Genomic DNA, 25,278 nt, shown 5'->3' with positions numbered 1-25,278 from the left:
GCCATGACCTTCAACGAGGGCATGCAGATCGACACCAGCACCGCGTCCTCCTCCGGTGGGGGCGGCATGGGAATGGCCGTCGGGGGTGGCGGGCTGGGGCTGCTCATCCTCATCGGCGCGCTGTTCCTTGGCGTCGATCCCGGCCGCGTGATGAATTCCCAGCAGACCAACACCGGCGGCTACTCGGCGCCCGGTTTCGACCTGAGCCAGTGCAAGACCGGCGCCGACGCCAACAAGTACGTGCAGTGCCGCGTGGTCGCGACCGGCAACTCCGTGGACGCGGTGTGGCACCAGCTGCTGCCGGGTTACACCCGGCCCCACGTCAGGCTGTTCACCGGCCGGGTGAGCACCGGTTGCGGGGCGGCCACCACCGCGGTCGGTCCGTTCTACTGCCCGGTCGACCAGACGGCGTACTTCGACACCGACTTCTTCCAGGAGCTGGTCGATCGATTCGGTTCCAGCGGTGGGCCGTTCGCCCAGGAGTATGTGGTCGCCCACGAATACGGCCATCACGTGCAGCAGCTGCAGGGCCTGCTCGGCCGCTCGCAGCAGGGCGCGCAGGGCGCCGGCGGCAACGGCGTGCGCACCGAGCTACAGGCCGACTGCTACGCCGGCATCTGGGCGCACTACGCCTCCACGGTCAAGCAGGAGAGCACCGGCGTGCCCTACCTGGAACCGTTGAGCGACAAGGACATCGCCGATGCGCTCTCCGCGGCGGCGTCGGTGGGCGACGACCGGATCCAGAAGGAGTCCACCGGCCGGGTCAACCCCGAGTCCTGGACGCACGGCTCCTCAGAGCAGCGGCAGAAGTGGTTCACCATCGGCTACCAGACCGGTGACCCGAAGAAGTGTGACACCTTCTCCGCGCCCGACCTCGGTTAGTCGCCGCTAGGCCAGCAGGCTCCGCAGCTCGGCGCGGCCCTGCTCGTCGAGCGGCAAGAGCGGCGCGCGCGGGTCGCCGACTCCGAAATCGAGCAGCTCCAGGCCGGCCTTCACGGTGGTGGCCAGCCCGCCCGCGACGATGAACGTGAGCAGCGGCTTGAGATCGTCGTAGAGCTTCTGCGCGGTCTCGAGGTCTTGCGCGCGCACCGCCTCGTACAGGTCGATGCAGGGTTGGGGCCGCAGATTCGGTGCGGCCGTGCACCATCCGGACGCTCCGGCCTTCAGCGCGTCGAGCACCAGCGGGTTGCTGCCGTTGTAGAAGGGCAACCGGTTGCCGGACAGTTCGGCGATGCGCTGCATCCGGGTCAGGTCACCGGTGGATTCCTTGACCATGGTGACGTTGTCGATGCCCTCGAACATGCGCACCAGCAGCTCGGGAGGCATGTCGACGCCGCTGGTGGCCGGGTTGTTGTAGGCCATGATCGGGATGGAGATGGCGTCGCTGATGGCGCGGTAATGCTGGAAGATCTCGCGCTCGGTGAGCTTCCAGTAGGACACCGGCAGGATCATCACCGCGTCGGCCCCGGCCTGCTGGGCGTAGGTGGCGCGCCGAATGGTCTTGGCGGTGGTCACATCCGACACCCCGACGATCACCGGGACGCGGCCGGCCACGGTGGCGATGGTGGTGTCGACGACGGTGTCGAATTCGGGTTCCTCAAGGTACGCCAGTTCGCCGGTGCTGCCCAGCGGCGCGATCGCGTGCACGTCGGCGGACACCAGCCGCTCGACCAGCGCGCCCAGCCGTTCGGTGTCGATCCCCTGTTCGGAGAACGGGGTCACCGGGTAGGCGATGATGCCGTGGATCTTGGGCGTGGGCGTCTGCGGCACAGCGGGGCTCCTCGGATTATGTTGGCGGATAAGGGTTCAGCTGGTCAGCACGTCGGGGTGCCGGGCCAGGGCGCGGCGGGCGTAGTAGGCGAAGTTGGCGCGGCTGCGCTGCGGTGACAGCGTCCAGTCGTGGGCCTCGCGGGCCAGCGCTTCGGGCAGTTCCTTGACGGTTCCGGCGGCCATGGCGGCCAGCTGCAGTTTGGCGGCGCGCTCGATGAGGATTCCCAACGAACACGCCTCCTCGACGCTGGCACCGGCGATGACGTGGCCGTGGTGCGCCAGCAGCACCGCCTTCTTGTCGCCGAGGGCGGCGCTGATGATCTCGCCCTCTTCGTTGCCCACCGGCACGCCCGGCCACTTCGGCAAGAACGCGCAGTCGTCGTAGAGCGGCGTGGTGTCCATGTGGGAGACGATCAGCGGGACTTCCAGCATCGACAGCGCCGCGACGTGGAACGCGTGGGTGTGCACAATGCACTGGACGTCGGGTCGGGCGCGATAGATCCAGCTGTGAAAACGGTTGGCGGGGTTCGCGATTCCGTCACCGTCGAGCACGTTGAGGTCCTCGTCGACCAGCAGCAGGTTGCCGTCGGTGATCTCGTCGAACCCCAGGCCCAGCCGCTGGGTGTAATAGGTGCCGTCCGCCTCGGCGCGGGCGGTGATCTGCCCGGCCAGCCCGGAGTCATGCCCGGCGTCGAACAGCGCGCGGCACGTCAGGGCCAGCTTCTGGCGGGTGGTCAACTGCGAATCGGCGACGTTGGCCGTCAACTGCTCGGCGGCCCGGCGCATCAGTTCGGACTTCGACTCGGTGAACGTGTTGGCCATGACGGCTCCCTCGACGCGAACGTGTGACACAATATTATCACTATAGGAAACCTTGTGTCATGAGAGGGGTGGCCCGTGACCGCACTGCTGCGCGCCGTCCGCAAGCAACGCGGCCTCACCCTGGAGGAATTGGCCCGGCAGACCGGGCTGACCAAGAGCTACCTGTCCAAGATCGAACGCCGTTGCAGCACACCGTCGATCGCGGTGGCCCTCAAGGTCGCCAAGGCCCTCGACGTCGACGTGGGGCGGCTGTTCTCCGAGGAGGCGGCGCAGGAGAAGATCACCGTCGAGCGTGCCACCGACCACGCCGAGGGAGAGCGCTACCGGGTGCTCGCCTCGTCGCTGCTGGGAAAGTCGATGTCGCCGTTCGTGGTTCGCCCCACCGAGCAGCTTGCCGACGATCCCCATCCCGACCACGCCGGCCAGGAATTCGTGTTCGTGCACGCCGGAACCGTCGAACTCGATTACGGGGACCAGACGTTCACGCTCGGGCCGGGCGACAGCGCCTATTTCGACGCCTCGGTCAGCCACAAGATCCGGGCGGTCGGCGCCGAACGCGCCGAAGTCGTCGTTGTCGCGCATGCCGAGCCCGGCGCCCGCAGCGCCGGCGACATCTTTGTGTCCTAGACTGCTATCCCCCGTCGCTTCCTCCCGCAGAACGCGAAAGGCGTTGCCGAATGCCTTCACCGCATGCCGAGGACCCGCAGGCATCCGCCTGGGCACCGCTGCGCAATCGCGTGTTCCGCGCGTTGTTCATCGCGCAGTTCGTCTCCAACGTCGGGACCTGGATGCAAAGCGTCGCCGCACAATGGTTCCTGATCGAAGACCACAGCAGCCCCGTCGTCGTGGCCCTGGTTCAAACCGCGAGCCTGGGACCCACGCTGCTGCTGGGCTTCTTCGCGGGGGCGCTGGCCGACCTCTTCGACCGGCGGCGCCTGCTGATCTTTTTGCAGTCGTACGCGGTGCTGGTGACCCTGGCCCTGGCCGTGCTGACGTTCCTCGGCACCCTCACCCCGACGTCGCTGTTGCTGTTCACCCTGGCGGTCGGCTTCGCCTCGGCCCTGACCGCGCCGGCCTGGCAGGCCATCCAACCCGAGGTCGTCACGCGCGAGCAGATTCCGGCCGCGGCGACGCTGGCCAGCGTCTCGGTGAACATCGCCCGCGTGGTCGGGCCCGCGATCGGCGGCGTGGTGCTGGCGGCGACCGGCCCCGGGGCCGTCTTCGCCATCAACGCGATATCCTTCGCCGGCATCATCGTCGCCCTGGCGACGTGGCGTCGACCCAGACAAGAGCCGCCCGTCGAACGGGAACACTTCAGCCAGGCCATCGTCACCGGCTTCCGGTACGTCGCCAACGGCCCCATCTTCCGCAGGATCCTCTTGCGCACAGCCCTTTTCGTGTTTCCGGCCTCGGCGCTGCTGGCGCTGCTCCCGGTGGCCGCCGCCGACCGCTGGCACCTGCGGGCCGGTGGCTACGGTGTGGCGTTGGGCGCCATCGGCTTTGGCGCGGTGCTGGCCGTCGCGGTGCCCGGCGCGCTGCGTCAGAAGGTGCCACCCAACGCCCTGCTGGCCGTTTCGGCCGCCGCGTACGCACTGGCACCGCTCGCGGTGGTGTGGCTGCCGTTCGCCGCGGCGGCGCCGCTGCTGGTGCTGTCCGGGACGACCTGGCTGATCACCTTGACGACGCTGAACGCCGCGGCGCAACTCCACCTGCCGCAATGGGTGCGGGCCCGCGGATTGTCGGTGTATCTCCTGGTATTCACGGGCTCCCAGGCATTCGGGTCCTACCTGTGGGGCGCGATCGCCACCCGGTGGGGGCTTGATCTGGCGCTCGTCGTGTCGGCCGCGTTCCTGGGCGCCGCCGCCCTCAGCGTCGCCGTTCTCCCCTTGCGGCCATCCACCGGCAAGCTCAGCCGGGACATCTCCAGGGCATGGCCGTCGCCCATGGTCGTGTTCGAACCCTGCCCCAACGACGGACCGGTCCTGGTGGCCATCCGCTATCGGGTGGCGGCGGACAAACTTCAGGAGTTCGTCAAGGCGATGAGCGCCGTGCGCAGATCGCGGCTACGCACCGGCGGACACAGCTGGCGGCTCTATCACAGCATCGAAGACCCTGACGCGGTCCTCGAGCGGTTCACCGTGCCGTCCTGGACCGAGTTTCAGCACCAGCACACCGAGCGCTGGCTGGAGTCCGACCACGACGGCCTGGCGACCGCGGTGAGCTACACCGTCGACAGCGCCCGGCAGCACGAGTACTACCTGGCGCTGCGGGTGCACCGATGATCCAGCTGTTGTTCTCCTACGGCACGCCGCAGCAGCCCGAGGTCCAGCGCGCGACCTTCGGCCGCGAGCTCACCGGCCACCGCGACGCGATCGTCGGCTACCACCTGGACTACGTCACCATCAGCGACGCGCACGTGGACGGCACGGTGTTCGCTATCAGCGAAACCGAGCTGGCCGCCGCCGACGCGTACGAGGTGGACGACTATCGACGCATCGAGGTGCCGCTGCGCTCCGGCCCGACCGCGTGGGTGTACGTGTTTGCCGGCTGACTAGCTGGGTCGGCAGGTGACGGTGGTGGTGGCGTCCTGCTGCGCGACCACCTGGCCGTCCACGGCGATCTCGCAGTGGAACTGGGCGGGGCCGTTGCCCGAATCCGGCCAGTGCAGCATGCCGCTGGCGGTGATGCTCGCGAACTGTTTGGGGTTCGCCAGCGTGGCGGTGTAGGTGACCGGCGTTCCGCCGCTGAGCGGCGCCTGCACGCTGGTCGAGAACTTCGACGGGTCCGCGGTGAAGGCGGCCTGGTTGGGCGGGTCGGCGTTCACGTAGGAGACGTTGGCGGTCAGATTGTTCGGGCTCGTCACGGTGTACGTCACCTGGTGGCCGTCGGCCTGCGCCGTCGCCGGCGTCAGCACCGCCCCCGCGGCCATTGCCAGCGTCACCGCCGAGATCGCGCTCGCTGTCCTGTGCACGTTCGTCATATCGAAAACGCTACCGGATTCGTTAGCGGCGATTCGCTGTTTACCGGCAGCTGTGCCCGCGGTTGCCCGGCTCCGGTATGAAGCAAGCATGAGCGAGGAGACGCGTCCGGCCCCGAAACGGGCCGACAGCGCCGAAGCGCCGGTGACCCGCCGTCGGTTGCTGACGACCGGGGCGGTGTCGGCCGCCCTGGGGGTGGGCATCGGCGGCGGTGCCGTGCTGCTGTGGTCACGCCCGCGGGGCCCGATGGCCTGGCTGCAACCCGATCGCCACGGCGCGCCGCCGGTCGGCGGGCTGCACCTGCAGTTCGGGAAGAACGCCGGCGCCGAAGTGGTGGTGTCCTGGCACACCACCGGCGCGGTGCGCAATCCGCGGGTGCTGCTCGGGACGCCGACGTCCGGTTTCGGTCGCACGGTCGCCGCGGAAACCCGCACCTATCGGGACGCGAAGTCGGGCACCGAAGTTCGCGTCAACCACGCCAGGCTGACCGACCTCACCCCCGACACCGACTACGTGTACGCCGCGGTGCACGACGGCGCGGAACCGGAGCAGGGCACCGTGCGCACCGCGCCGGCAGGCCGAAAACGGCTGCTGTTCACCAGCTTCGGTGACCAGTCCACACCGGCACTGGCCAAGATGCCCGACGGCAGGTACGCCACCGACAACATCGGCTCGCCGGCCGCGGCCGACACCACCATGGCGATCGAACGGATGGGGCCGCTGTTCAACCTGGTCAACGGCGACCTGTGCTACGCCAACCTGGCCCGCGACCGGGTGCGCACGTGGTCGAACTGGTTCGAGAACAACACCCGCTCGGCGCGGTACCGGCCCTGGATGCCGGCGGCCGGCAATCACGAGAACGAATTGGGTAACGGGCCAATCGGTTACGGGGCGTATCAGGCCTACTTCGCGGTACCCGATTCCGGGTCCAGCCCCGAGACCCGCGGCATGTGGTACTCGTTCACCGCCGGCTCGGTCCGCGTGATCAGCCTGAGCAACGACGACGTCGCCTTCCAGGACGGCGGCAACTTCTACGTGCACGGCTACTCCGGCGGCGAGCAAAAACGCTGGCTGGCAAGCGAACTGGCCGCGGCCCGGCACGACCCGGACATCGACTGGATCGTCGTGTGCATGCACCAGACGGCGATCTCCACCGCCGACAAGACCAACGGCGCCGACCTGGGCATCCGCGAGGAATGGCTGCCGCTGTTCGACCAGTACCGGGTGGACCTGGTGGTGTGCGGCCACGAGCACCATTACGAGCGCTCCCATCCGCTGCGCGGCGCGCTGGGCACCGACACCCGCACGCCGATACCCGTCGACACCCGAAACGACGTCATCGACGCCACGCGCGGCACTGTGCATCTGGTCATCGGTGGCGGCGGCACCTCCGCGCCGAGCAACGCGATGTTCTTCCCCGATCTCCGGTGCCGCGTGGTCACCGGCGTGGGCGCCTTCGATCCCGGACTGGGGCGCAAGGCCCCGATCTACGTGCTGGAGGACGCTCCGTGGTCGGCGTTTCGTGACCGCGAAAACCCTTATGGCTTCGTGGCATTCGACGTCGACCCGGGCCAGCCCGGCGGCGACACCTCGATCAAGGCGACGCACTACGCGCTGCGGGGGCCGTCCGGTGAGGTCGCCGTGATCGACGAATTCACGCTCACCAAGCCGCGCGGAGACAAGGCCGGCTAGCCCGACCCAGCAACATGACCACAGCGGATTTTATCCCTGTGAAATACTTCGAAAATGGTTGAATCGCCGGGTGGTCCGGTCGCCGGGGCCGCTTGGCGGACTTCGTGGTCGATCGGCGCATGCTGCTGATCACGGCGCTCGCGGTGCCGATCGGGGCGCTCGCCGCCGGCGCCGCGTGGTGCCTGCTCCGGTTGATCGGGCTGGTCACCAACCTCGTCTTCTACCAGCGCTGGGCCGTCGGCCTGGTGGCGCCGGGGTCCCACCCCCATCCGTGGTGGTTGTTGCTGGGCGCCCCAGTCGCCGGCGGCCTGGTTGTCGGCGTCATGGCGCGGCTCGGCTCGGAGAAGATCCGCGGTCACGGGATGCCCGAAGCGATCGAGGCGATTCTCACCCAGGGCAGCCGTGTCGAACCGAAAGTCGCCATCCTCAAACCCATTTCGGCCGCGATCAGCATCGGCACCGGCGGCCCGTTCGGCGCCGAGGGGCCGATCATCATGACCGGCGGCGCGCTCGGGTCGATCCTCGCCCAACACCTGCATCTGACCGCCGACGAGCGCAAGATCCTGCTGGTCTCCGGAGCCGCCGGCGGGATGGCGGCCACCTTCAATTCGCCGCTGGCGTCCATCCTGCTGGCGGTCGAGCTGCTGCTCTTCGAATGGCGGCCCCGCAGCCTGATTCCGGTGACCGCGGCGGTCGTCGTCGCGACCGTCGTACGCCAGTTCATTCTCGGCGGCGACCCGGTCTTCCCGGTCGACGTTGCGCACCTGAGCCGCGTCGACTGGAAGATCGACCTGCTGGCGCTCGTGATCGGGGCGTGCGGCGCGGTGGTCGCCATCGCCGCGACGCGGTTGGTGTACCTGGCCGAGGACGCCTTCTCCCGCCTGCCGATCCACTGGATGTGGTGGCCCGCGATCGGCGGCCTGGTGATCGGGGTGGGCGGGCTGATCGAGCCGCGGGCCCTCGGCGTCGGCTACGACGTGATCGACGCGCTGCTCACCGGCCGCGCCACCCTGTCGTTGATCGTCGGCATCCTCATCGTGAAGACCGCCATCTGGTCACTGTCGTTGGGTTCGGGCACCTCGGGCGGCGTGCTCGCGCCGGTGTTCATGATCGGCGGCGCGCTCGGAGCCCTGGTGGGGCAAGGCATGCCGCACGTGTTTCCCGGTTTCTGGGCGATCCTCGGGCTGGCGGCGGTGGTGGGCGGCGTCATGCGCTCGCCGCTGACCGGCATCGTGTTCACCCTCGAACTCACCCACGCCTGGCCCTCGCTGCTCCCCTTGATCGTGGCCTCGACCACCGCGTACGCCGCGTCGGTGATGATGCTCGACCGATCCGTTCTGACCGAGAAGATCGCGCGGCGCGGGTTGCACCTGACCCGCGACTACACCACCGACCCGCTCGAAGCGTTCTTCGTCGCCGACGTCATGCGTCCCGAGCCGGCGGACATGCCCACGGGCGGCGACGTCAGCACCCGCGACACCCTGCGGCATGCCGCGAACATCCTCGCCGAATCGGGGGGCCGCGCGCTGCGGGTCCTGTCGCCGGAGGGCACCGAACAAGGCCACCTGCTGCTGCAGGACCTGCTTGCCGCCCGCCTGCACGACATCAACGAGGACACCCAGCGCACCCGGCACTTCACCGCCTTCGCCCGGCGGCGGACGCGCCGGGTCGTCGAGCCCGACTAGCTCAAAACAGCGTCGCCTGAACGGCTTTCGGCACCGGCGCCGGTGAGACCGCTCGCGAGAACGGGCGGTGGTCGCCGGCCAGTCGATGCTTGGCGATCAGCGGCGCGGCCCGCTGCCGCAGCATGTCGCGGTAGCCCGGCGGCAGGTAGGCGCCGCGGCGGTACAGCTCGCGATAGCGGCCGACCAGCTCGGGATGCGAGCGTGCCAGCCACGCCATGAACCAGCCCCGGGTGGAGCTGCGCAGATGCAGGCCGAAAACCGTGACGCTGCTGGCGCCGGCCGCCGCGATCTGGCCGAGCAGCCCGTCGAGCTGCTCGGCGGAGTCGGTGAGATGCGGCAGCACCGGCGCGACCATCACATGACAGTCCAGCCCGGCCGCACGGATCGCGCTGATCAGGCCCAACCGCGCCTGCGGCGTGGGCGTGCCGGGCTCGACGTCCTTGTGCAGCTCGGGATCGCCGACGGCCAGCGACACCGCGACCGAGACGGGAACCTGCGACGCGGCCTGGCTGATCAGCGGCAGGTCGCGCCGCAGCAGCGTGCCCTTGGTCAGGATCGACAGCGGCGTGCCCGATTCGGCCAGCGCGCCGATGATGCCAGGCATCAGCGCGTAGCGCCCTCGGCCCGCTGATACGGATCGGTGTTGGTGCCCAGCGCGACGGTCTCGCGCTGCCAGGACGGCCGCCGCAGCTCGCGACGCAGCACCTCGACGACGTTGGTCTTGACGACGACCTGAGTGTCGAAGTCGTTGCCGCAGTCCAGCTCCAGGTATTCGTGGGTGGGCCGGGCGAAGCAGTACCGGCAGGCATGCGAACAGCCGCGATAGCCGTTGACGGTATAGCGGAACGGCAGCGCCGCCGCGTTGGGCACCTTGTTCAGCGCGGACTTGCACACCACCTCGTGGAAGGTGATCCCGTCGAACTGCGGCGAGCGCACGCTGCGCAGGAAGCCGATGCGCTGCAGCCCCGGCAGCGCCCCGTCCTCGACCGGCGTCCCGTTCACCGCGACGGCCTGGTTCGCCCAGCGCATCCAGCTATTCGAACACTAGTTCGAGGGCGAGTCAAGTGTGGCGCCGCGTCGTGCACGCGCGAGTCGTACAGTGAGCGACGACCGTACCGTCTGACGCCGGCCGCGAGGAACCATGACCGAACGCATCGAGACTTCCCGCACCATCGCCGCGCCCGCCCCGGCCATCTTCGCGGTGCTGTGCGACCCGCAGGGCCACGTGGCGATCGACTCGTCGGGGATGTTGCAAGGCGCCGAGGGCGATCCGGTGCGCGCCGCCGGTGACCAATTCGTCGTCCACATGGACCGCGAATCATTGAACGATTTCCCGGAATTGGGCAGATACGACGTCACCGTCGACATCAAGGAGTTCGAGCAGGATCGGCTGATCTCCTGGACGGTTCTCGGCCAGATCCAGCCGCCGATCGGCCACGTCTACGGCTACGCGCTCACCCCCACCGAGGACGGCGCGGCCACCGTCGTCACCTCGTTCTACGACTGGTCGAACATCGACCCGAAGTGGCGGGAAGCCGGAATTTTCCCGATCCTGTCCGAGGGCGCATTGCGGGCGACTCTCGGAATTCTCGACCGCACCGTGCGCCGCGGTTATCCGCGCGGCTAACCCCGCCCGCGCCACACGCGGAGTTGCTCATCGCCTTTGGGTGAGCGGGCAAATGGCGGCGCTGTTTTGCGCGACATTCGCGCGGGTATCACCTCATGACCCCTCACGAAAGGACCCGTCATGTTGCATCAGGTAATTCTGGCGAGTTCGGACCCGGTCGCGGCCGGCTTTATCCTCCGTGGCATCAAGGGAATCTTCGTCGCCATCGGCAGCATCATCGCCGCGATAGTCTGCGGCGTCATCGCCATGATGAAGGGCCGAAACCCGCTGGGCTGGGGAATCCTTGGGCTGTTCTTCTCGATCCTGACGTTGATCGTCGTGATCATCATTCCCAGCAAAAAATAGCGCGTCAGAAGGGCGGTGGCTCACCGTCGCCAACGGCATGGGTTAAGTCGGAACTCCAAGTGTACGAAGGCTTTTCGACCTGACGCGCCATTCGATTGCGGCGGCGTTCGGCGGCGACCCGTGCGGTGCGGTCTTGCGCCCGGGTGCGGCGGCGTCTGGGCATCATCGCCGTCCGATCACCACACGGCTCGGCGCTGGTGACCGGGCGCAAAGCGGCCGCGCCCGTCGGCGCGCACAAGCCGGGGAACAGCAGTGCGCTGCCCGGGGTGGTGACATAGGTCTGCCCCGACGGGGAAGTCAGGATCAGGGTCCCATCGCGCAATTGGGTATCCCGCCAGCCCCAAAACGTTTTCACCAAATGGTGTGTGCGGCAATACGATTTGAGATTCGACGCGTGCGTGGGACCACCGTCGGCGTACGGGATCGTATGGTCGAGGTCGCAGTCGGTGGCCGGGCGGTCGCACCCGGGCCAACGACACGTCAGGTCCCGGCAGCGCACGAAATCGGCCAGCGCCCTGGACGGGACGTAACCCGGCTCCGGAGGTGCATCCGTCGGATGAACCAGCGGCGCCAGCCTGGCGGAGGCGGCCAACTCGGCGAGCAACTCCGGCGGGATCAACCCCTCGCCACCTATCTCGACGCCCGGCATCTGACCGCCATCCAGCGTGGCCGGCTCGGCGATCACATGAATCACCACCGGGCCCGACGCGGGCCGTTTGCCGGCCGCGCAATCCGATCGACCGCACCGACACCCCAAACGATCCGCGTCGGCCGCCAGCGCCCCCAACGCATCAGCGCGGCGCTGCTCGCGGGTGCGCGGATCATGCTCACACACCGTTGCCGCCAATGCATTCAATCGTTTATCCAACGCATGCGCGTCCGGACTCATCAGGCCGCCTTCGATATGCGACATGCCATCGCCGCAGTCGACGATCCAGATCTCGCGATCGGCCACGCTCTCCTTGCGGCGGCGTACCGCGTCCGTGTCGGCTTGCGCGACGATCTTGTCCACCTGCGCGGCCAACCGGCCCTGGCTCAGCGACGGCCACCTGGTGACCTTGGCGGCCAGCGTGGCGTCCACGGCGCTCAGCACGTCGGAGTCGGTGATCAGGTCGGTGCGGAACACGATCGTTTGAAACATTCGATAGTCGATATCGCCGGCCGCGAAGACCTCGCCCACTTCCGGCAGCCGCTCGCGCATCGCGCGGGCATAGCGCACGCGACTCCCGGCCAGTCCCTGGCCGATCCGCAACTCGGCGGCGACCTCGGCACTGACCGCCGCCTCGGTGTCGACGGCCCACTCCACGGTCTCCGAACAGCGTGACAGCCGGTAGGAAAACAGTTCACCGATCGCTACCAGCTGCGCGGCAGCGGCTCGGTTCTCCGCCCGCGCGGCCGCTCCGATCCGCTTCAGCAGGCCCGCCGACACCGGCGTCGCCGACGGGTGATGGCGCTCGACAAGCTCGTCGAACCGGGCCCGCACCTCTTCGAACATGTGTTCGATTCTAGCAGCGGCGGGCGACAATCCCTATCGGCCGAGCCGCCCGACCACCTCGGCGACGACGGAGTCCAGCTGGACGGGGACCTGCTCCCCGGTCCCGAGATCCTTCACCCCGACGGCGCCGGCCTCGATGTCGCGGTCGCCGAGGACCAGCGCGATCCGCGCCCCGGAGCGGTCGGCCGCACGCATGGCGCCTTTGAGCCCGCGGTCGCCGTAGGCCAGGTCGACGCGCACACCGGCGGCGCGCAGCTGCGCGGCCAGCACCGCCAGCCGCAGCTTGGCCTGCTCGCTCAGCGGCACGCCGAACACCTCGCACCGCGCGGTCTCCCCCGCGCTCTTGCCCTCCGCGCGCAGGGCCAGCAGCGTTCGGTCCACGCCGAGCCCAAACCCGATGCCGGACAGGTCTTGTCCGCCGAGCTGGCGCATCAGGCCGTCGTAGCGGCCTCCGCCGCCGATGCCGGACTGCGCACCCAGGCCGTCGTGTACGAACTCGAACGTCGTCTTGGTGTAGTAGTCCAGCCCGCGCACCATGCGGGGGTTGATGACGTAGGGCACCCCCACCGCATCCAGGTGCGCCAGCACGGTGTCGAAGTGCTGCTTGGCCGCATCGGACAAATGATCGAGCAGCACCGGAGCGTCGGCCGTCATGGCGCGCACCTCGGGCCGCTTGTCGTCGAGCACGCGAAGTGGATTCAGCCGCGCGCGCCGCTGGGTCTCCTCGTCCAGATCGAGCGCAAACAGGAACTCCTGCAACAGTTCCCGATACTGCGGCCGGCAGCTGTCGTCGCCCAGCGAGGTGATCTCGAGGCGGAATCCGTCCAGGCCGAGCGAGCGGAAGCCGGCGTCGGCGATCGCGATCACCTCGGCGTCCAGGACCGGGTCGTCGACGCCGATCGCCTCCACACCGACCTGCTGCAGCTGCCGATAGCGGCCCGCCTGCGGACGTTCGTAGCGGAAAAACGGCCCCGCGTAACAGAGTTTGACCGGCAGCGCGCCGCGGTCCAGCCCGTGCTCGATGACGGCGCGCACCACGCCCGCGGTCCCCTCGGGCCGCAGCGTCACCGAACGATCGCCGCGGTCGGCGAACGTGTACATCTCTTTGGACACCACGTCGGTGGACTCGCCCACGCCACGGGCGAACAGGGCGGTGTCTTCGAAGATGGGCAGCTCGATGTCGCCGTAGCCGGCCCGCCGGGCGGCGCCGAGCAGGCCGTCGCGCACCGCGACGAATTGCGCCGATTCCGGCGGGACGTAGTCGGGCACGCCCTTGGGCGCGGAAAACGACGTAAACGCGGAGAGTTCGCTCACGGGCTACAGGCCTTCGAGGAACGGGTTGAGGCGCCGTTCGGCGCCGATGGTGGTGGCGTTGCCGTGTCCCGGCAGCACCACGGTCGTGTCGTCGAGCACCAGGAGCTTGTCCACAATCGAGGTCAGCAGGTCCCGGCCGCTGCCGCCGAACAGGTCGGTGCGCCCCACCGCACGTTCGAAGAGCGTGTCACCGGTGAACACCACGTCGGTATCGGACGCCACCCGGAACACCACCGACCCGCGCGTGTGCCCGGGCGTGTGATCGACGTTGACGGCCACACTGCCCAGGTCCAGCTTGTCGCCGTCACGGTCCAGCTCGACGACCTGCTTGGGCTCCCGCCAGAAGGCACCCGCCACCATCTGCGCCAGGCGCGGGCCCAGGCCGTAGATCGGGTCGGTGAGCATGAACCTGTCCTCGGGATGGATGTAGGTCGGGCAACCGTAGGTGTCGGACACCTTCTGCGCCGACCACATGTGGTCGATGTGCCCGTGGGTCAGCAGCACCGCGGCCGGTGTGAGCCGGTTCTTGTCCAGGATGTCGCGCAGCGGGCCCATCGCCCGCTGCCCCGGATCCACGATGACGGCGTCCGTTCCTGGCCGCTCGGCCAGCACGTAGCAGTTGCACTGCAACATGCCGGCGGGAAATCCGGTGATCAACACGGTTCCCAGTTTCCCACGGGCCCCACTTGACACCAGTCGCGGCGCCCACATTAGCCTGAGCTGGCACCTCTCCCGGTTAAGGGACTCCGATCCAATCATGGAGGCATAGCGGCCGTGCCGACCAACGAACAGCGACGTGCCAACGCCAAACGCAAGCTCGAACGCCAACTGGAGCGGCGCGCGAAGCAAGCCAAGACACGCCGGATCGTGCTGATCGCGGCCGGCTCGATCGTGGCCGTGGCCGTGATCGCAGCGGTGGTGATCACGATCGTCAACACCAAGCACGACGACCACAAGAGCAACACCGCGGCGTCCACGACCGCCAGCAGCAGCGCGCCGGAGACGACGGCGCCCGGCCAGCCGGGTCAGACCGCGCCGCTGCCGCCGTTCAAGCCGTCGGCCGAGGTGGGCGCCAACTGTCAGTACCCGGCCTCACCCGAGCCGGCGGCCAAGCAGGTCAAGCCGCCGCGGACCGGCAAGGTGCCCACCGATCCCGCCCAGGTGAGCGTCAGCATGGTGACCAACCAGGGCCACATCGGCCTGATGCTGGCGAACAACGAATCACCTTGCACCGTCAACAGTTTCGCGAGCCTGGCCGGCCAGAAATACTTCGACAACACCAAGTGCCACCGGCTGACCACCTCGCAGGGCCTGGGCGTCCTGCAGTGCGGCGACCCGAAGGGCGAGGGCACCGGCGGCCCGGGCTATCAGTTCGCCAACGAATACCCGACCGACCAGTTCCCGCCGAACGACCCCAAGGCGCAGGAGCCCGTCGTCTATCCGCGCGGCACCCTGGCCATGGCGAACGCCGGGCCCGGTACCAACGGCAGCCAATTCTTCTTGGTGTACAAGGACTCCCAGCTGCCACCGCAGTACACCGTGTTCGGCACCATCCAGCCCGACGGGCTGGCCACCCTGGACAAGATCGCCAAGGGCGGCGTCGCCGGCGGCGGCGAAGACGGGGCGCCCGCCACCGCGGTGACCATCACCTCCGTGCAGCTCGACTAGCGTCGATCGCAAACGCGGCGCGCGCGCCGGGCGCAGCGGGTCGGCGCCATCAGCACAGCGTCGATCGCAAGCGCGGCGCGCGTGCGGCCCCGTCAGGACAGCGCCGGATCGACCGAAACTCCCTCTGATCGGCGGGATTCGCCCGACGCGCAGCCCGGAGAGCTTATGGTCGTTGGGTGAATCTGGATCCGGACTCATTCGGTCATTACCGAATCCTGGACTTGTTGGGGCGCGGCGGGATGGGACGCGTATACCGTGCCTACGACACAACCACGGACCGGGTAGTCGCCCTGAAAGTGCTTCCGCCGCATCTGGCTGAGGATCAAGACTTCCAGCAGCGTTTCCGCCGAGAGGCCCGCATCGCGGCGGCCCTCAACGACCCGCACGTGGTGCCCATCCACGGCTTCGGCGAACTCGACGGCCGGCTCTACGTCGACATGCGGCTGATCGAGGGCCGCCACTTGTCCCAGTACATCAACGAAAACGGCGACCGCCTCAGCCCCGAGCAGACGGTCGCGGTGATCGAGCAGGTTGCGGCGGCGCTGGACAGCGCCCGCCAGGCGGGGTTGATCCACCGCGACATCAAACCGATGAACATCTTGGTCACCACCGCACACAATTTCGTCTATCTGATCGACTTCGGCCTTGCCCGCACGGAGGCCGATACCCAACTCACCCAGACGGGCGCCACGATGGGCACCGTCGCGTACATGGCGCCCGAGCGCTTCAAAGGCAAAACGGATCACCGCGCCGACGTCTACTCGCTGGCCTGCGTCTTGCACGAGTGCTTGACCGGCAAGCGCCCCTACGCGGGAGAGAGCCTCGAAGAACAGCTCAACGCGCACCTGAACGCGCCGCCGCCGCGACCGTCCGCGACCGCACCCGGCGTTCCCCGGGCTTCGACGCCGTCGTCGCCCGCGGCATGGCCAAGGACCCCGAACAGCGGTATCAGACCGCCATCGAGCTCGCCGAGGCCGCCAGAGCGGTGCTGGTCGGTGGTGGCGCGGCTGCGGCGTCGGGCCGCCGGGCGCGGCGCCGCCGGGCCCGCGGCCGCCCCGGCGGGCGGCGCACCCGATCCGCGGTTGCAGCCCGGCCGCCCAACGCATTCGCGGCGTTTGCTGGTCGGCATCGTCGGCGCATCCGCGCTGGCGCTGGCCGCGGTGGCGGCGTTGGTCATCGCGTTGGTCGCCCAGAGCCACGGTTCGGCCGACAGCGCGACGGCGTCCACCCAGACCCGGGTCCGGGCGCCCGGCAGGACCGGATCCAACCCCGGTTCCAGTGCGTCGGCGACCGTGCCGCCGCTGCCGGCCTTCGCGCCGCCGGCCGACCTGGGCGCCAACTGCCAATACCGTTCGGTGCCCGACTCCGTCACCCGACCGGTGAACCCGCCGCCATCGGGCCAAGTGTCCACCACTCCCCCGCAGATCGGCGCCGTCATCTCCACCAACGTCGGTGACATCGCCATCCAGCTCGCCAATTCCGAATCCCCGTGCGCGGTGAACAGCTTCGTCAGCCTGGCCAAACAGCAGTTCTTCGACAACACCCAGTGCGCCCGGCTGATCAGCTCCCAGGACGGCGGGTCGCTGTTGTGCGGCGGCCCCGAGGTGGACGGATCGGGCGGTCCCGGTTACGAATTCGGCGACGAGTACCCCACGGATCAGTACAAGCCCGACGACCCCGCGCTGCGCGCGACGGTGGTCTACCCGCGCGGCACCATCGTGATGGCCACCGAGGGACCCAACACCAACGGCAGCCAATTCGCCTTGATCTTCAAAGATTCCGAGATGGAACCGCAGAGCACGGTGCTGGGCACCATCGACCAGGCCGGGCTGGAGACCCTGGACAAGATCGCCCGGGCCGGCGTCGCCGGCAATCGTCAGAGCGGCGCGCCCACCAACCCGGTCAAGATCACCTCGGTGCGACTGAGCTAGGCGGCGGACGTGACCCGGTACACGTCGTAGACGCCTTCGACGTTGCGCACGACGTTGAGCAGGTGGCCGAGATGCTTGGGGTCGCCCATCTCAAAGGTGAAGCGGCTGATCGCAACTCGGTCACCGGAGGTGGTGACCGACGCGGACAGGATGTTGACCTTCTCGTCGGCCAGCACCCGGGTGACGTCCGACAGCAGCCGGTGCCGGTCGAGCGCCTCGACCTGGATGGCCACCAGGAACACCGACGACGGCGACGGCGCCCAGTGCACCTCGATGATGCGCTCGGACTGCTGCTGCAGCGAGGCCGCGTTGGTGCAGTCGGTGCGGTGCACGCTCACGCCACCGCCGCGGGTGACGAACCCCATGATCTGGTCGCCGGGCACCGGGGTGCAGCACTTCGCCAGTTTGGTCAGCACGCCAGGGGCCCCCGGAACCGAGACGCCGACGTCGTCGCTGCTGCGCGGACGGCGCAGCATGGTTGTGGGCGTGGACCTTTCGGCGAGGTCCTCCTCGGCCTGGTCGATGCCGCCGAGTTCGGCCAGCAGCCGCTGCACGACGTGGCGGGCCGACACATGCCCCTCACCGATCGCCGTGTAGAGCGCGGATACGTCGGTGTAGTGCAGTTCGCGCGCCACCGCCGCCAGCGTCTCGCCATTGACCAAGCGCTGCAACGGAAGTCCGCCGCGACGCACCTCACGGGCCATGGCGTCCTTGCCGGATTCGAGCGCCTCCTCGCGGCGCTCCTTGGCGAACCACTGCCGGATCTTGGCCTTGGCGCGCGGTGAGACCACGAACTGCTGCCAGTCGCGCGACGGCCCGGCGTTGGCCGCCTTGGAGGTGAACACCTCGACGACTTCCCCGTTTTCCAACTTGCGCTCCAGCGCCACCAGCCGCCCGTTCACCCGGGCGCCGATGCAGCGGTGGCCGACCTCGGTGTGCACCGCGTACGCGAAGTCCACCGGCGTCGAACCGTTGGGCAGGGTGATCACGTCACCCTTGGGGGTGAACACGAAGATCTCTTGTACCGCAAGGTCATAGCGCAGGGACTCGAGGAACTCACCCGGGTCCGCGGCCTCCCGTTGCCAGTCGAGCAGCTGACGCATCCACGCCATGTCGTCGATCTCGGCTGCGGCATGCGGATGCGGAAGTCCGTTGCGCCCCTTGGCTTCCTTGTAGCGCCAGTGCGCGGCGATGCCGTACTCGGCGGTGCGGTGCATGTCACGGGTGCGGATCTGCACCTCCAGCGGCTTGCCCTCCGGCCCCACGACGGTGGTGTGCAGCGACTGGTAGACGCCGTACCGCGGCTGGGCGATGTAGTCCTTGAACCGCCCCGCCATCGGCTGCCACAGCGAATGCACCACGCCGACAGCGGCATAGCAGTCGCGGATCTCGTCGCACAGGATGCGGATGCCGACCAGGTCGTGGATGTCGTCGAAGTCGCGGCCCTTGACGATCATCTTCTGGTAGATGGACCAGTAGTGCTTGGGGCGGCCCTCCACCGTCGCCTTGATCTTGGATGCGCTCAGGGTGTTGACGATCTCGGCGCGGACCTTGGCCAGGTAGGTGTCCCGCGACGGCGCCCGCCCGGCGACCAGCCGAACGATCTCCTCGTACTTCTTGGGATGCAGGATGGCGAACGACAGGTCCTCGAGCTCCCACTTGACGCTGGCCATACCCAGCCGATGCGCAAGGGGGGCAATGACTTCCAGCGTCTCGCGGGCCTTGCGCGCCTGTTTCTCCGGCGGCAGGAAGCGCATGGTGCGCATGTTGTGCAGCCGGTCGGCGACCTTGATCACCAGCACCCGCGGGTCGCGGGCCATCGCGGTGATCATCTTGCGGATGGTCTCGCCCTCGGCGGCGCTGCCCAGCACCACCCGGTCCAGCTTGGTGACGCCGTCGACCAGATGGCCCACCTCTTCACCGAATTCCTCGCTCAACGCATCCAGGGTGTACCCGGTGTCCTCGACGGTGTCGTGCAGCAGCGCGGCCACCAAAGTCGTGGTGTCCATGCCCAATTCGGCCAGAATGGTCGCGACGGCCAGCGGGTGGGTGATGTAGGGGTCGCCGGAATGCCGTAGCTGGGTGGCGTGCCGCTGGTCGGCGACCTCGAAGGCGCGCGACAGCAGCGACACGTTAGCCTTCGGGTAGATCTCCCGGTGCACCGCCACCAGCGGTTCGAGCACCGGATTGAGCGTGCTGCGCTGAGCCGTCATCCGGCGGGCCAGCCTGGCCCGGACCCGGCGCGACGCGCTGCTGGACGTTTTCAGGGATTCGGCCGGTGGCTCCGGAATCTCCATCGGCTGGGTGATGGCCGGCGACTCCGGGGCTTTGGTGGGCGCGTCGAGCGCTTGCGCCGCACTGTTTTCGTCCGCCACGTTGGTCACCTCCGAAATCGAGGATATCTCCTCTCGATCCGATTGCCCGGCGCCTCCGCACGCCGCTTCGCGACGGGCATCGTCGCCGGAGGCAAGAGGGCTACTCGCAAGTCAGGCTGTGTACCGCCAGCGGCGCGACCGCGTCCCGGCCGCGCAGCGCTTCGAGTTCGAACACCACCGCCGCGGCCAGCACGTCAGCCCCGGCGCGCTCGAGCAGCCGCGCCGACGCGGCCAGGGTACCGCCGCTGGCCAGCACGTCGTCGATGATCGTGATGCGGCGCCCGCGCAGGTCCATGCCGTCGGCGGGGATTTCCAGCGTCGCGCTGCCATATTCCAGCTCGTAGCGCTCGGCGTGGACCGGCGGCGGCAGCTTGCCGGCCTTGCGAATGGCCAGCACGCCGGTCTGCAGCCGGTCGGCGACGGCCGCGGCCAGCAGAAAGCCCCTGGCCTCGATGCCGGCCACCAGATCCGCGCCGGACGCGATCTCGGCCAACGCGCCGGTGACCGCCGTCATCGCCGTCGCGTCCGCGAACACCGGGGTGAGGTCCTTGAACTGGATACCGGGCTTGGGGAAATCGGCCACCTTGCGCGTCAGCGACGCGATCAGCTCCGCCACCGGCGTGCGCTCGCCGGCGTTCGTCATCGGAGCCTCACTGGATCAGCGCCCATCGGTCCATGTTCCAGCCCGCGCCCCACCGCGTCGGGTTCTTGCCGACCGCGTACATCTTCTTCGAGGTCAGCAGCGTGCGCTGCTGACGGTACAGCGGCAGGGTGGGCATGTCGCCCCACAGCACCGGGGCGGTTTCGGTCAGCAGCCGGACCCGCTCGGCGGCGTCGGCCGAAACGGCCAGCGCGCTGATGGCGTTGTCGACCTGCGGATTCGAGTACCCGGACAGGTTGTTGCCGTTGCCGGTGTGCAGGGTGTAGGCGTCGAGCGCCGACGACCCCGTCGACCCGCTGCCGGTGGCGCCGCCGGTGCTGGCCAGCAATGCGTCGATCTTGCCGTCCCGCAGCGCCTGCGGGCCCGGGCCGTCCAGGATGACGCCGGTCACGGTGACGCCCGCCGCGGCGCACGCCTTGGTGATGACGCCGACGTTGACCGCGAGCCGCGCGTTGGGCCCCTGATAGCCGATCCGCACGGTCAGGGGCGCGCCGCCCAGCGCGGTGCGCGCGGCGGCCGGATCGGCCTTGCTGAACGGTTCGGCCTCGGCGGCCCCGTCACCGGCCGACACGGCGTCGTCGCCGGCCGGGTCCAGCCGCGAGTTGGCGATCGGTGTCCCCGCGTCCTTGGCCAGCGAATCGCGGGGCGTGCACAGCGCGACCGCGCGCCGGGCCTTGGGCGCCGCCAGCGGCCCCTGCGGGGCGAAGATCAGCTGTTCGACCCCGTCCGACGGGCCGTCGGAGCGTTCGTAGTTGTCCGGCGTGGTCAGCGCCCCCGAGGACCCGGCGGCGACGTCGACCACGTCGACGCTGCGGCTGTTGACCCGGTCCTGGATGTCGGGCCCCTGCGACCACACCGTCACCCGCTTGGTGATGGCCTTGGGCCCCCACCACCGGTCGTTGGCGACGAGCACCACCGCGCCGCCGTCCAGCACGGACTCGATCTTGTACGGCCCCGACGACGGGAAACGCTTGAGGATCTCCTCAGGCTTCAAGCCTGGCTTGAGGTCCCAGATGGTGTTCCACAGCCTCGCGATCTGCTGCACCAGCGGCACGTTGTTGCTGAGCAGGGCGGCGGTCACGTCGACGTTGAGTTGGTCGGCGATGACGTGCGACGGCATCAGCGTGGTCGCGGTGAACAGCTGGGCGTAGTCGACGACGCCGCGGTCCGGGATGAAGGACACCCGGGCCTTCTTTTGCCCGGGCATGCATTCGACGTTGGCGATGTCGAGGTAGCCAGCCTGGGTGGCGGCGTGGAAGTCGGGGAACTTGCCGGACTGGGCCGCCCACGCGAGCACGATGTCGTCGCAGGTCACCGGCTTGCCATCGGAGTAGACGGCGTTGTCGGCGATCTGGTAGTCCAGCACCAGCGGCGTGCCGCCGACCACCGACACGGTGCCGAAGTCGCGGTCGGCGACGGTTTGCCCGTCGGGGCCGTGGTAGCTGAAGCCGGTGAGCGTGCGGGCGAACGCCTGCGCTCCGGCCGAGGCGGCGCCGGCGACGGTGTTGGTGTTGTAGGTGGACAGCGGGCCGTCGACGACGTAGTCGATCTGGGAGGCGGCGCTGCCCGCGCAGGCGGTCAGCGTGGCCGCGGCCGCCAGCGCTACCGCCAATCCGGCGCCGATCCATCCCGCGAGGGCCCGACGGCCGATGAGCACGCCACGATCGGCCCGAGTCCCCCGGTACCTGGTGGCCATGGGCCTACCGCCGGCCGACGTTCCGCTTGCCGGTGGGACGGCGGGTCCCCGTCGGCCGCACGGGACGCGCACCCGGCGCCGGCTTGCTCGGCGCGGGCTTGGACGGCGCGGCCGCCGCTTCTTCCGTCTCCTCGGCGGTGTCGGCCTCGTCGTCGCCGGTCTCGGCCGCCGCGCGCGAGCCGGGGCTGCGCCGCCGCATCACGCGCCGGGTGTGGGTGCGCACCAGCTCGGTGCGCTCGCGCAGCGTGACCAGCAGCGGGGTGGCGAAGAAGATCGACGAGTAGGTGCCGACCAGGATGCCGACCAGCTGCACCAGCGCCAGGTCCTTCAGCGTGCCGACACCCAGCAGCCACACCGCCACCACCATCAGCGCCAGCACCGGCAGCACGCTGATCAGGCTGGTGTTGATGGAACGCATGAACGTCTGGTTGATCGCCAGGTTGGCCTGCTCGGCAAAGGTGCGCCGGGTGGTGTGCTGGAAGCCGTGGGTGTTCTCCTCGACCTTGTCGAACACGATGACGGTGTCGTAGAGCGAGAAACCGAGGATCGTCAGCAACCCGATGACGGTGGCCGGCGTGACCTCGAAACCGACCAGCGAATACACCCCGGCGGTGACGCTCAGGTCGAAAACCATGGTGGTCAGCGCGGAGACGGCCATGTACCGCTCGTAGCGGATCATGATGTAGACGCCGACCAGCACCAGGAAGACGGCGAGCGCGATCAGCGCCTTGTCGGTGATCTGGTCGCCCCAGGTCTCGGAGACCGCGGCGTCGCTGATGGCCTGCTTGCTGGGCTTACCGTCGGCGCCCTTGGGCTTGAAGGCGTCGAACAGCGCGTTGCGCAGCTTCGTGGTCTGGTCGTTGGTCAGCGTTTCCGAGCGGATCTGCACGGTCGCGCCCGCGCCGTTGCCGACGACGACCACCGACTCCGGATCGTTGCCGAGGGCCTTGCGGAACACCTCCGACACCTGCGAGGTCTGCACGGTGCCGGCCTTCCCGGCGGCGGGCATCGAGACCGTCGTGCCGCCGTTGAAGTCGATGCCGAAAGTGAAGCCCCGCAACAGGATGGACAGCACGGCGATGGCGACGATCGCGCCGCTGATGCCGAACCACAACCGGCGCCGGCCGACCACCTCGAACGCGCCGGTGCCGGTGTAGAGGCGCGACAGGAAGCCGTGGTGCGGCTGCCCGGCGGCGCCGCTGTCGGTCAATTCGGTTGCGCCCTCGGATGCTTCGGTGAGCTCGGTTGCGTCTTTGGAGCCTTTGGAGGGAGTCATGCGTTATCCCCGTCCCGTCTTGACCTGCGCCGAAGCCCGGCGTTCGCGGGCGACCCGCTGAACGGCGCCCAGGCCGTTGTAGGCCGGCTTTGCCAGCGTCGGGGACTTGGACGCCAGGTACACCAGCGGCCAGGTCACCAGGAACACCACCACGATGTCGAGGACCGTGGTGAGGCCCAGCGTGAAGGCGAATCCGCGCACCTGGCCGATGGCCAGCGCGTAGAGCACCGCGGCGGCCAGGAAGGTGACGGCGTTACCCGACACGATCGTCTTGCGGGCCCGCGTCCACCCTCGCGGCACCGCCGATCGGAACGAACGGCCTTCGCGGATCTCGTCTTTGATGCGCTCGAAGAAGACGACGAACGAGTCGGCGGTGGTGCCGATACCGATGATCAGACCCGCGATGCCGGCCAGGTCCAGCGTGTAGTTGATCTGGCGGCCCAGGATCACCAGGATCGCGAAAATCATTGCCCCGGAAGCGCCCAGCGACAGCGCCGTGAGCAGTCCCAGCACCCGGTAGTAGAGCAGCGAGTACAGCAGCACCAGGATCAGGCCGATCGCGCCCGCGACCAGTCCGGCCCGCAGCGAGGTCAATCCCAGTGTCGCCGAGACGGTTTGGGCCTCCGACGATTCGAAGGACAGCGGCAGCGAGCCGTATTTGAGGACGTTGGCCAGCTGCTTGGCGGTGGCGGCGGTGAACGGCGGGTCGCCGCCGCTGATCTGGGTCCGTCCGCCGGGAATGGCTTCCTGGATCATCGGTGCGCTGACGACCTGCGAGTCCAGGGTGAATGCGGTCTGGGTACCGATGTGGGCGGCGGTGAAGTCGGCCCAGGTGTTGGCCGCCGCGGATTTGAACTGCAGGTCGACGACGTAGCCGATGCCGCGCTGGTTCTGGCTCGCGCTGGCGTCCTGGATCTGGTCACCGCTGATGATCGACGGGCCCAGCAGGTAGGCGACCTTGTGGTCGGTCGAGCAGGTGATCAGCGGCTGGGCGGGATCGTCGTTGCCGGCCAGGATGTCTTCCTTGTCGCAGCGCGTCGCCTGGAACTGCAGGGCGAGGAACTGGATGCCCTGACGGGTGCTCTGGCGCCACTTCTTCTCGTCGGCGATGCGCTCGGCGAGTTCCTTGCGCGGGTCGGGGGCGCGGGCGCTTCGGCGGGCGGGCCTCGCCGGCCGGTGCGCCGGGTGCGGGCGCCGGCGCTGGCGCGCCGGGTGCGGGCGCCGGTGCGGGAGCGCCGGGTGCGGGAGCCGGTGCGGGGCTGGGCGTCGGCGGCGGGTCCTGCGGATACGGCCGCGGCTGAGCGCCCGGGTGGCCCGGAGCGGGCTGAGCGGGGCCGGCTGGGCGGGGGCGGGCTGACCCGGAGCCGGCTGGCCCGGAGCGGGCTGGCCCGGAGCGGGCTGACCGGGAGCCGGCTGACCGGGAGCCGGCTGACCGCCGGCGGGCTGGCGCGCCGGCGGCTTGGGCTCGGCGCTCTGGGCCGGCATCGAGTTGAGCACCGGCCGGATGTAGAGGCGGGCGGTCTGGCCCAGGTTGCGTGCCTCGTTGCCGTCGTTCCCGGGAACCGTGATGATCAGGTTGTCGCCGTCGACGACGACCTCCGAACCGGAGACGCCAAGCCCGTTGACCCGGGCGCCGATGATCTGCTGGGCCTGCGCCAACGCCTCACGGCTGGGCTTGGAGCCGTCCGGGGTCCGCGCGGTCAGCGTGACGCGGGTGCCGCCCTGCAGGTCGATACCCAGCTTGGGGCGGCCCGCTTGTCCCCGGTGAGAAACACCAGCAGGTACACGCCGACGAGCAATAACAAGAAGACCGACAGGTAGCGGGCAGGGTGCACCGGCGCCGAAGACGATGCCACGTTCCTTCTATCTCCTCGAGAATCGGTTAGTTACCCCGGACAGAGCCTACGTGGCCCCCACTCGCCCGTTGCGCAAGCGGTCCAGGG

The 25,278-nt window shown here is 69.1% G+C and carries 22 protein-coding genes and 1 pseudogene; 10 read left to right on the top strand and 13 right to left on the bottom strand.

Annotated features, from left to right (window positions below):
• The first annotated feature begins 3 nt into the window (after positions 1-3).
• On the top strand, positions 4-882 hold the full coding sequence (ypfJ, locus tag B9D87_RS02555; protein ID WP_007774455.1) for a KPN_02809 family neutral zinc metallopeptidase: 879 nt from the start codon (positions 4-6) through the stop codon (positions 880-882).
• A 6-nt stretch (positions 883-888) separates the two neighbouring features.
• Here ypfJ and B9D87_RS02550 read toward each other — a convergent pair whose 3' ends face one another.
• Both B9D87_RS02550 and B9D87_RS02545 read right to left on the bottom strand, forming a co-directional pair.
• A complete protein-coding gene (locus B9D87_RS02550; RefSeq protein WP_007774458.1) occupies positions 889-1,770 on the bottom strand; it encodes a dihydrodipicolinate synthase family protein in 882 nt (293 codons plus the stop codon).
• A gap of 36 nt (positions 1,771-1,806) precedes the next feature.
• The gene (locus B9D87_RS02545) at positions 1,807-2,592 is read right to left on the bottom strand and encodes an aldolase (protein WP_007774461.1); all 786 of its coding nucleotides are present in this window, start codon (positions 2,590-2,592) and stop codon (positions 1,807-1,809) included.
• 75 nt (positions 2,593-2,667) lie between these two features.
• Here B9D87_RS02545 and B9D87_RS02540 point away from each other — a divergent pair, with 75 nt between their 5' ends.
• From B9D87_RS02540 to B9D87_RS02530, 3 genes are read left to right on the top strand one after another with little or no spacing between them, the layout of a single operon-like run.
• A complete protein-coding gene (locus tag B9D87_RS02540; RefSeq protein WP_007774463.1) occupies positions 2,668-3,219 on the top strand; it encodes a helix-turn-helix domain-containing protein in 552 nt (183 codons plus the stop codon).
• Between the two features lie 50 nt (positions 3,220-3,269).
• Positions 3,270-4,874 carry an MFS transporter gene (locus B9D87_RS02535; protein ID WP_007774465.1) on the top strand — a complete coding sequence of 535 codons (1,605 nt, stop codon included), beginning with the start codon at positions 3,270-3,272 and terminating at the stop codon, positions 4,872-4,874.
• Positions 4,871-5,143 (top strand): gamma-glutamylcyclotransferase family protein, encoded by a 273-nt coding sequence (locus B9D87_RS02530; RefSeq protein ID WP_007774469.1) that lies wholly within the window; start codon positions 4,871-4,873, stop codon positions 5,141-5,143. The genes B9D87_RS02535 and B9D87_RS02530 overlap by 4 nt, the downstream gene beginning before the upstream one ends.
• On the opposite strand, the gene B9D87_RS02525 is transcribed toward B9D87_RS02530, so the two are convergent.
• Positions 5,144-5,572 carry an Rv2576c family protein gene (locus B9D87_RS02525; RefSeq protein WP_007774472.1) on the bottom strand — a complete coding sequence of 143 codons (429 nt, stop codon included), beginning with the start codon at positions 5,570-5,572 and terminating at the stop codon, positions 5,144-5,146.
• Between the two features lie 88 nt (positions 5,573-5,660).
• Here B9D87_RS02525 and B9D87_RS02520 point away from each other — a divergent pair, with 88 nt between their 5' ends.
• Both B9D87_RS02520 and B9D87_RS02515 read left to right on the top strand, forming a co-directional pair.
• Entirely contained in the window at positions 5,661-7,262 is a 1,602-nt protein-coding gene (locus B9D87_RS02520; RefSeq protein ID WP_007774475.1) for a purple acid phosphatase family protein, read from the top strand.
• A gap of 104 nt (positions 7,263-7,366) precedes the next feature.
• Positions 7,367-8,947, top strand: a complete 1,581-nt coding sequence (locus tag B9D87_RS02515) for a chloride channel protein (RefSeq protein WP_254425551.1) — start codon at positions 7,367-7,369, stop codon at positions 8,945-8,947.
• Position 8,948: 1 nt separating this feature from the next.
• Here the strand turns inward: B9D87_RS02515 and B9D87_RS02510 are convergent.
• A pseudogene (locus B9D87_RS02510) lies at positions 8,949-9,976 on the bottom strand (Rv2578c family radical SAM protein).
• A gap of 112 nt (positions 9,977-10,088) precedes the next feature.
• On the opposite strand from B9D87_RS02510, the gene B9D87_RS02505 reads away from it, so the two are divergent.
• The gene (locus B9D87_RS02505) at positions 10,089-10,574 is read left to right on the top strand and encodes an SRPBCC family protein (RefSeq protein ID WP_007774480.1); all 486 of its coding nucleotides are present in this window, start codon (positions 10,089-10,091) and stop codon (positions 10,572-10,574) included.
• Positions 10,575-10,694: 120 nt separating this feature from the next.
• Positions 10,695-10,919: a hypothetical protein gene (locus B9D87_RS02500; RefSeq protein ID WP_007774482.1), complete on the top strand. Its 225-nt coding sequence runs from the start codon at positions 10,695-10,697 to the stop codon at positions 10,917-10,919.
• A gap of 4 nt (positions 10,920-10,923) precedes the next feature.
• Here the strand turns inward: B9D87_RS02500 and B9D87_RS02495 are convergent, their stop codons facing one another.
• From B9D87_RS02495 to B9D87_RS02485, 3 genes are read right to left on the bottom strand one after another with little or no spacing between them, the layout of a single operon-like run.
• A complete protein-coding gene (locus B9D87_RS02495) occupies positions 10,924-12,414 on the bottom strand; it encodes an HNH endonuclease signature motif containing protein (protein ID WP_007774483.1) in 1,491 nt (496 codons plus the stop codon).
• A gap of 33 nt (positions 12,415-12,447) precedes the next feature.
• Complete coding sequence (gene hisS, locus B9D87_RS02490) at positions 12,448-13,728, bottom strand: histidine--tRNA ligase (RefSeq protein ID WP_007774486.1); 1,281 nt, start codon at positions 13,726-13,728, stop codon at positions 12,448-12,450.
• A gap of 3 nt (positions 13,729-13,731) precedes the next feature.
• On the bottom strand, positions 13,732-14,388 hold the full coding sequence (locus B9D87_RS02485) for an MBL fold metallo-hydrolase (RefSeq protein ID WP_007774488.1): 657 nt from the start codon (positions 14,386-14,388) through the stop codon (positions 13,732-13,734).
• A 114-nt stretch (positions 14,389-14,502) separates the two neighbouring features.
• Between B9D87_RS02485 and B9D87_RS02480 the strand changes: the two genes are divergently transcribed.
• Complete coding sequence (locus B9D87_RS02480) at positions 14,503-15,396, top strand: peptidylprolyl isomerase (protein ID WP_007774491.1); 894 nt, start codon at positions 14,503-14,505, stop codon at positions 15,394-15,396.
• A 176-nt stretch (positions 15,397-15,572) separates the two neighbouring features.
• Positions 15,573-17,327: a protein kinase domain-containing protein gene (locus B9D87_RS27770; protein ID WP_437340116.1), complete on the top strand. Its 1,755-nt coding sequence runs from the start codon at positions 15,573-15,575 to the stop codon at positions 17,325-17,327.
• Here the strand turns inward: B9D87_RS27770 and B9D87_RS02470 are convergent.
• The 6 genes from B9D87_RS02470 to B9D87_RS27295 all read right to left on the bottom strand — a co-directional run bounded on the left by B9D87_RS02470 (position 17,324) and on the right by B9D87_RS27295 (position 25,191).
• Positions 17,324-19,702, bottom strand: a complete 2,379-nt coding sequence (locus tag B9D87_RS02470; protein ID WP_007774495.1) for a RelA/SpoT family protein — start codon at positions 19,700-19,702, stop codon at positions 17,324-17,326. The genes B9D87_RS27770 and B9D87_RS02470 overlap by 4 nt on opposite strands.
• 100 nt (positions 19,703-19,802) lie before the next feature.
• Positions 19,803-20,345: an adenine phosphoribosyltransferase gene (locus B9D87_RS02465; protein WP_007774497.1), complete on the bottom strand. Its 543-nt coding sequence runs from the start codon at positions 20,343-20,345 to the stop codon at positions 19,803-19,805.
• A gap of 7 nt (positions 20,346-20,352) precedes the next feature.
• Positions 20,353-22,059 (bottom strand): ABC transporter substrate-binding protein, encoded by a 1,707-nt coding sequence (locus B9D87_RS02460; RefSeq protein ID WP_040631389.1) that lies wholly within the window; start codon positions 22,057-22,059, stop codon positions 20,353-20,355.
• Between the two features lie 4 nt (positions 22,060-22,063).
• Positions 22,064-23,335: a protein translocase subunit SecF gene (gene secF / locus B9D87_RS02455; protein WP_007774504.1), complete on the bottom strand. Its 1,272-nt coding sequence runs from the start codon at positions 23,333-23,335 to the stop codon at positions 22,064-22,066.
• 3 nt (positions 23,336-23,338) lie between these two features.
• Positions 23,339-25,063 carry a protein translocase subunit SecD gene (secD, locus tag B9D87_RS02450; RefSeq protein ID WP_254425572.1) on the bottom strand — a complete coding sequence of 575 codons (1,725 nt, stop codon included), beginning with the start codon at positions 25,061-25,063 and terminating at the stop codon, positions 23,339-23,341.
• Positions 25,036-25,191: a hypothetical protein gene (locus B9D87_RS27295; RefSeq protein ID WP_254425549.1), complete on the bottom strand. Its 156-nt coding sequence runs from the start codon at positions 25,189-25,191 to the stop codon at positions 25,036-25,038. The genes secD and B9D87_RS27295 overlap by 28 nt, the downstream gene beginning before the upstream one ends.
• Positions 25,192-25,278 lie beyond the last annotated feature (87 nt).

The organism is Mycobacterium colombiense CECT 3035 (genome assembly GCF_002105755.1).
GTDB lineage: Bacteria > Actinomycetota > Actinomycetes > Mycobacteriales > Mycobacteriaceae > Mycobacterium > Mycobacterium colombiense.
This window is presented reverse-complemented; position numbering and strand designations above follow the sequence as displayed.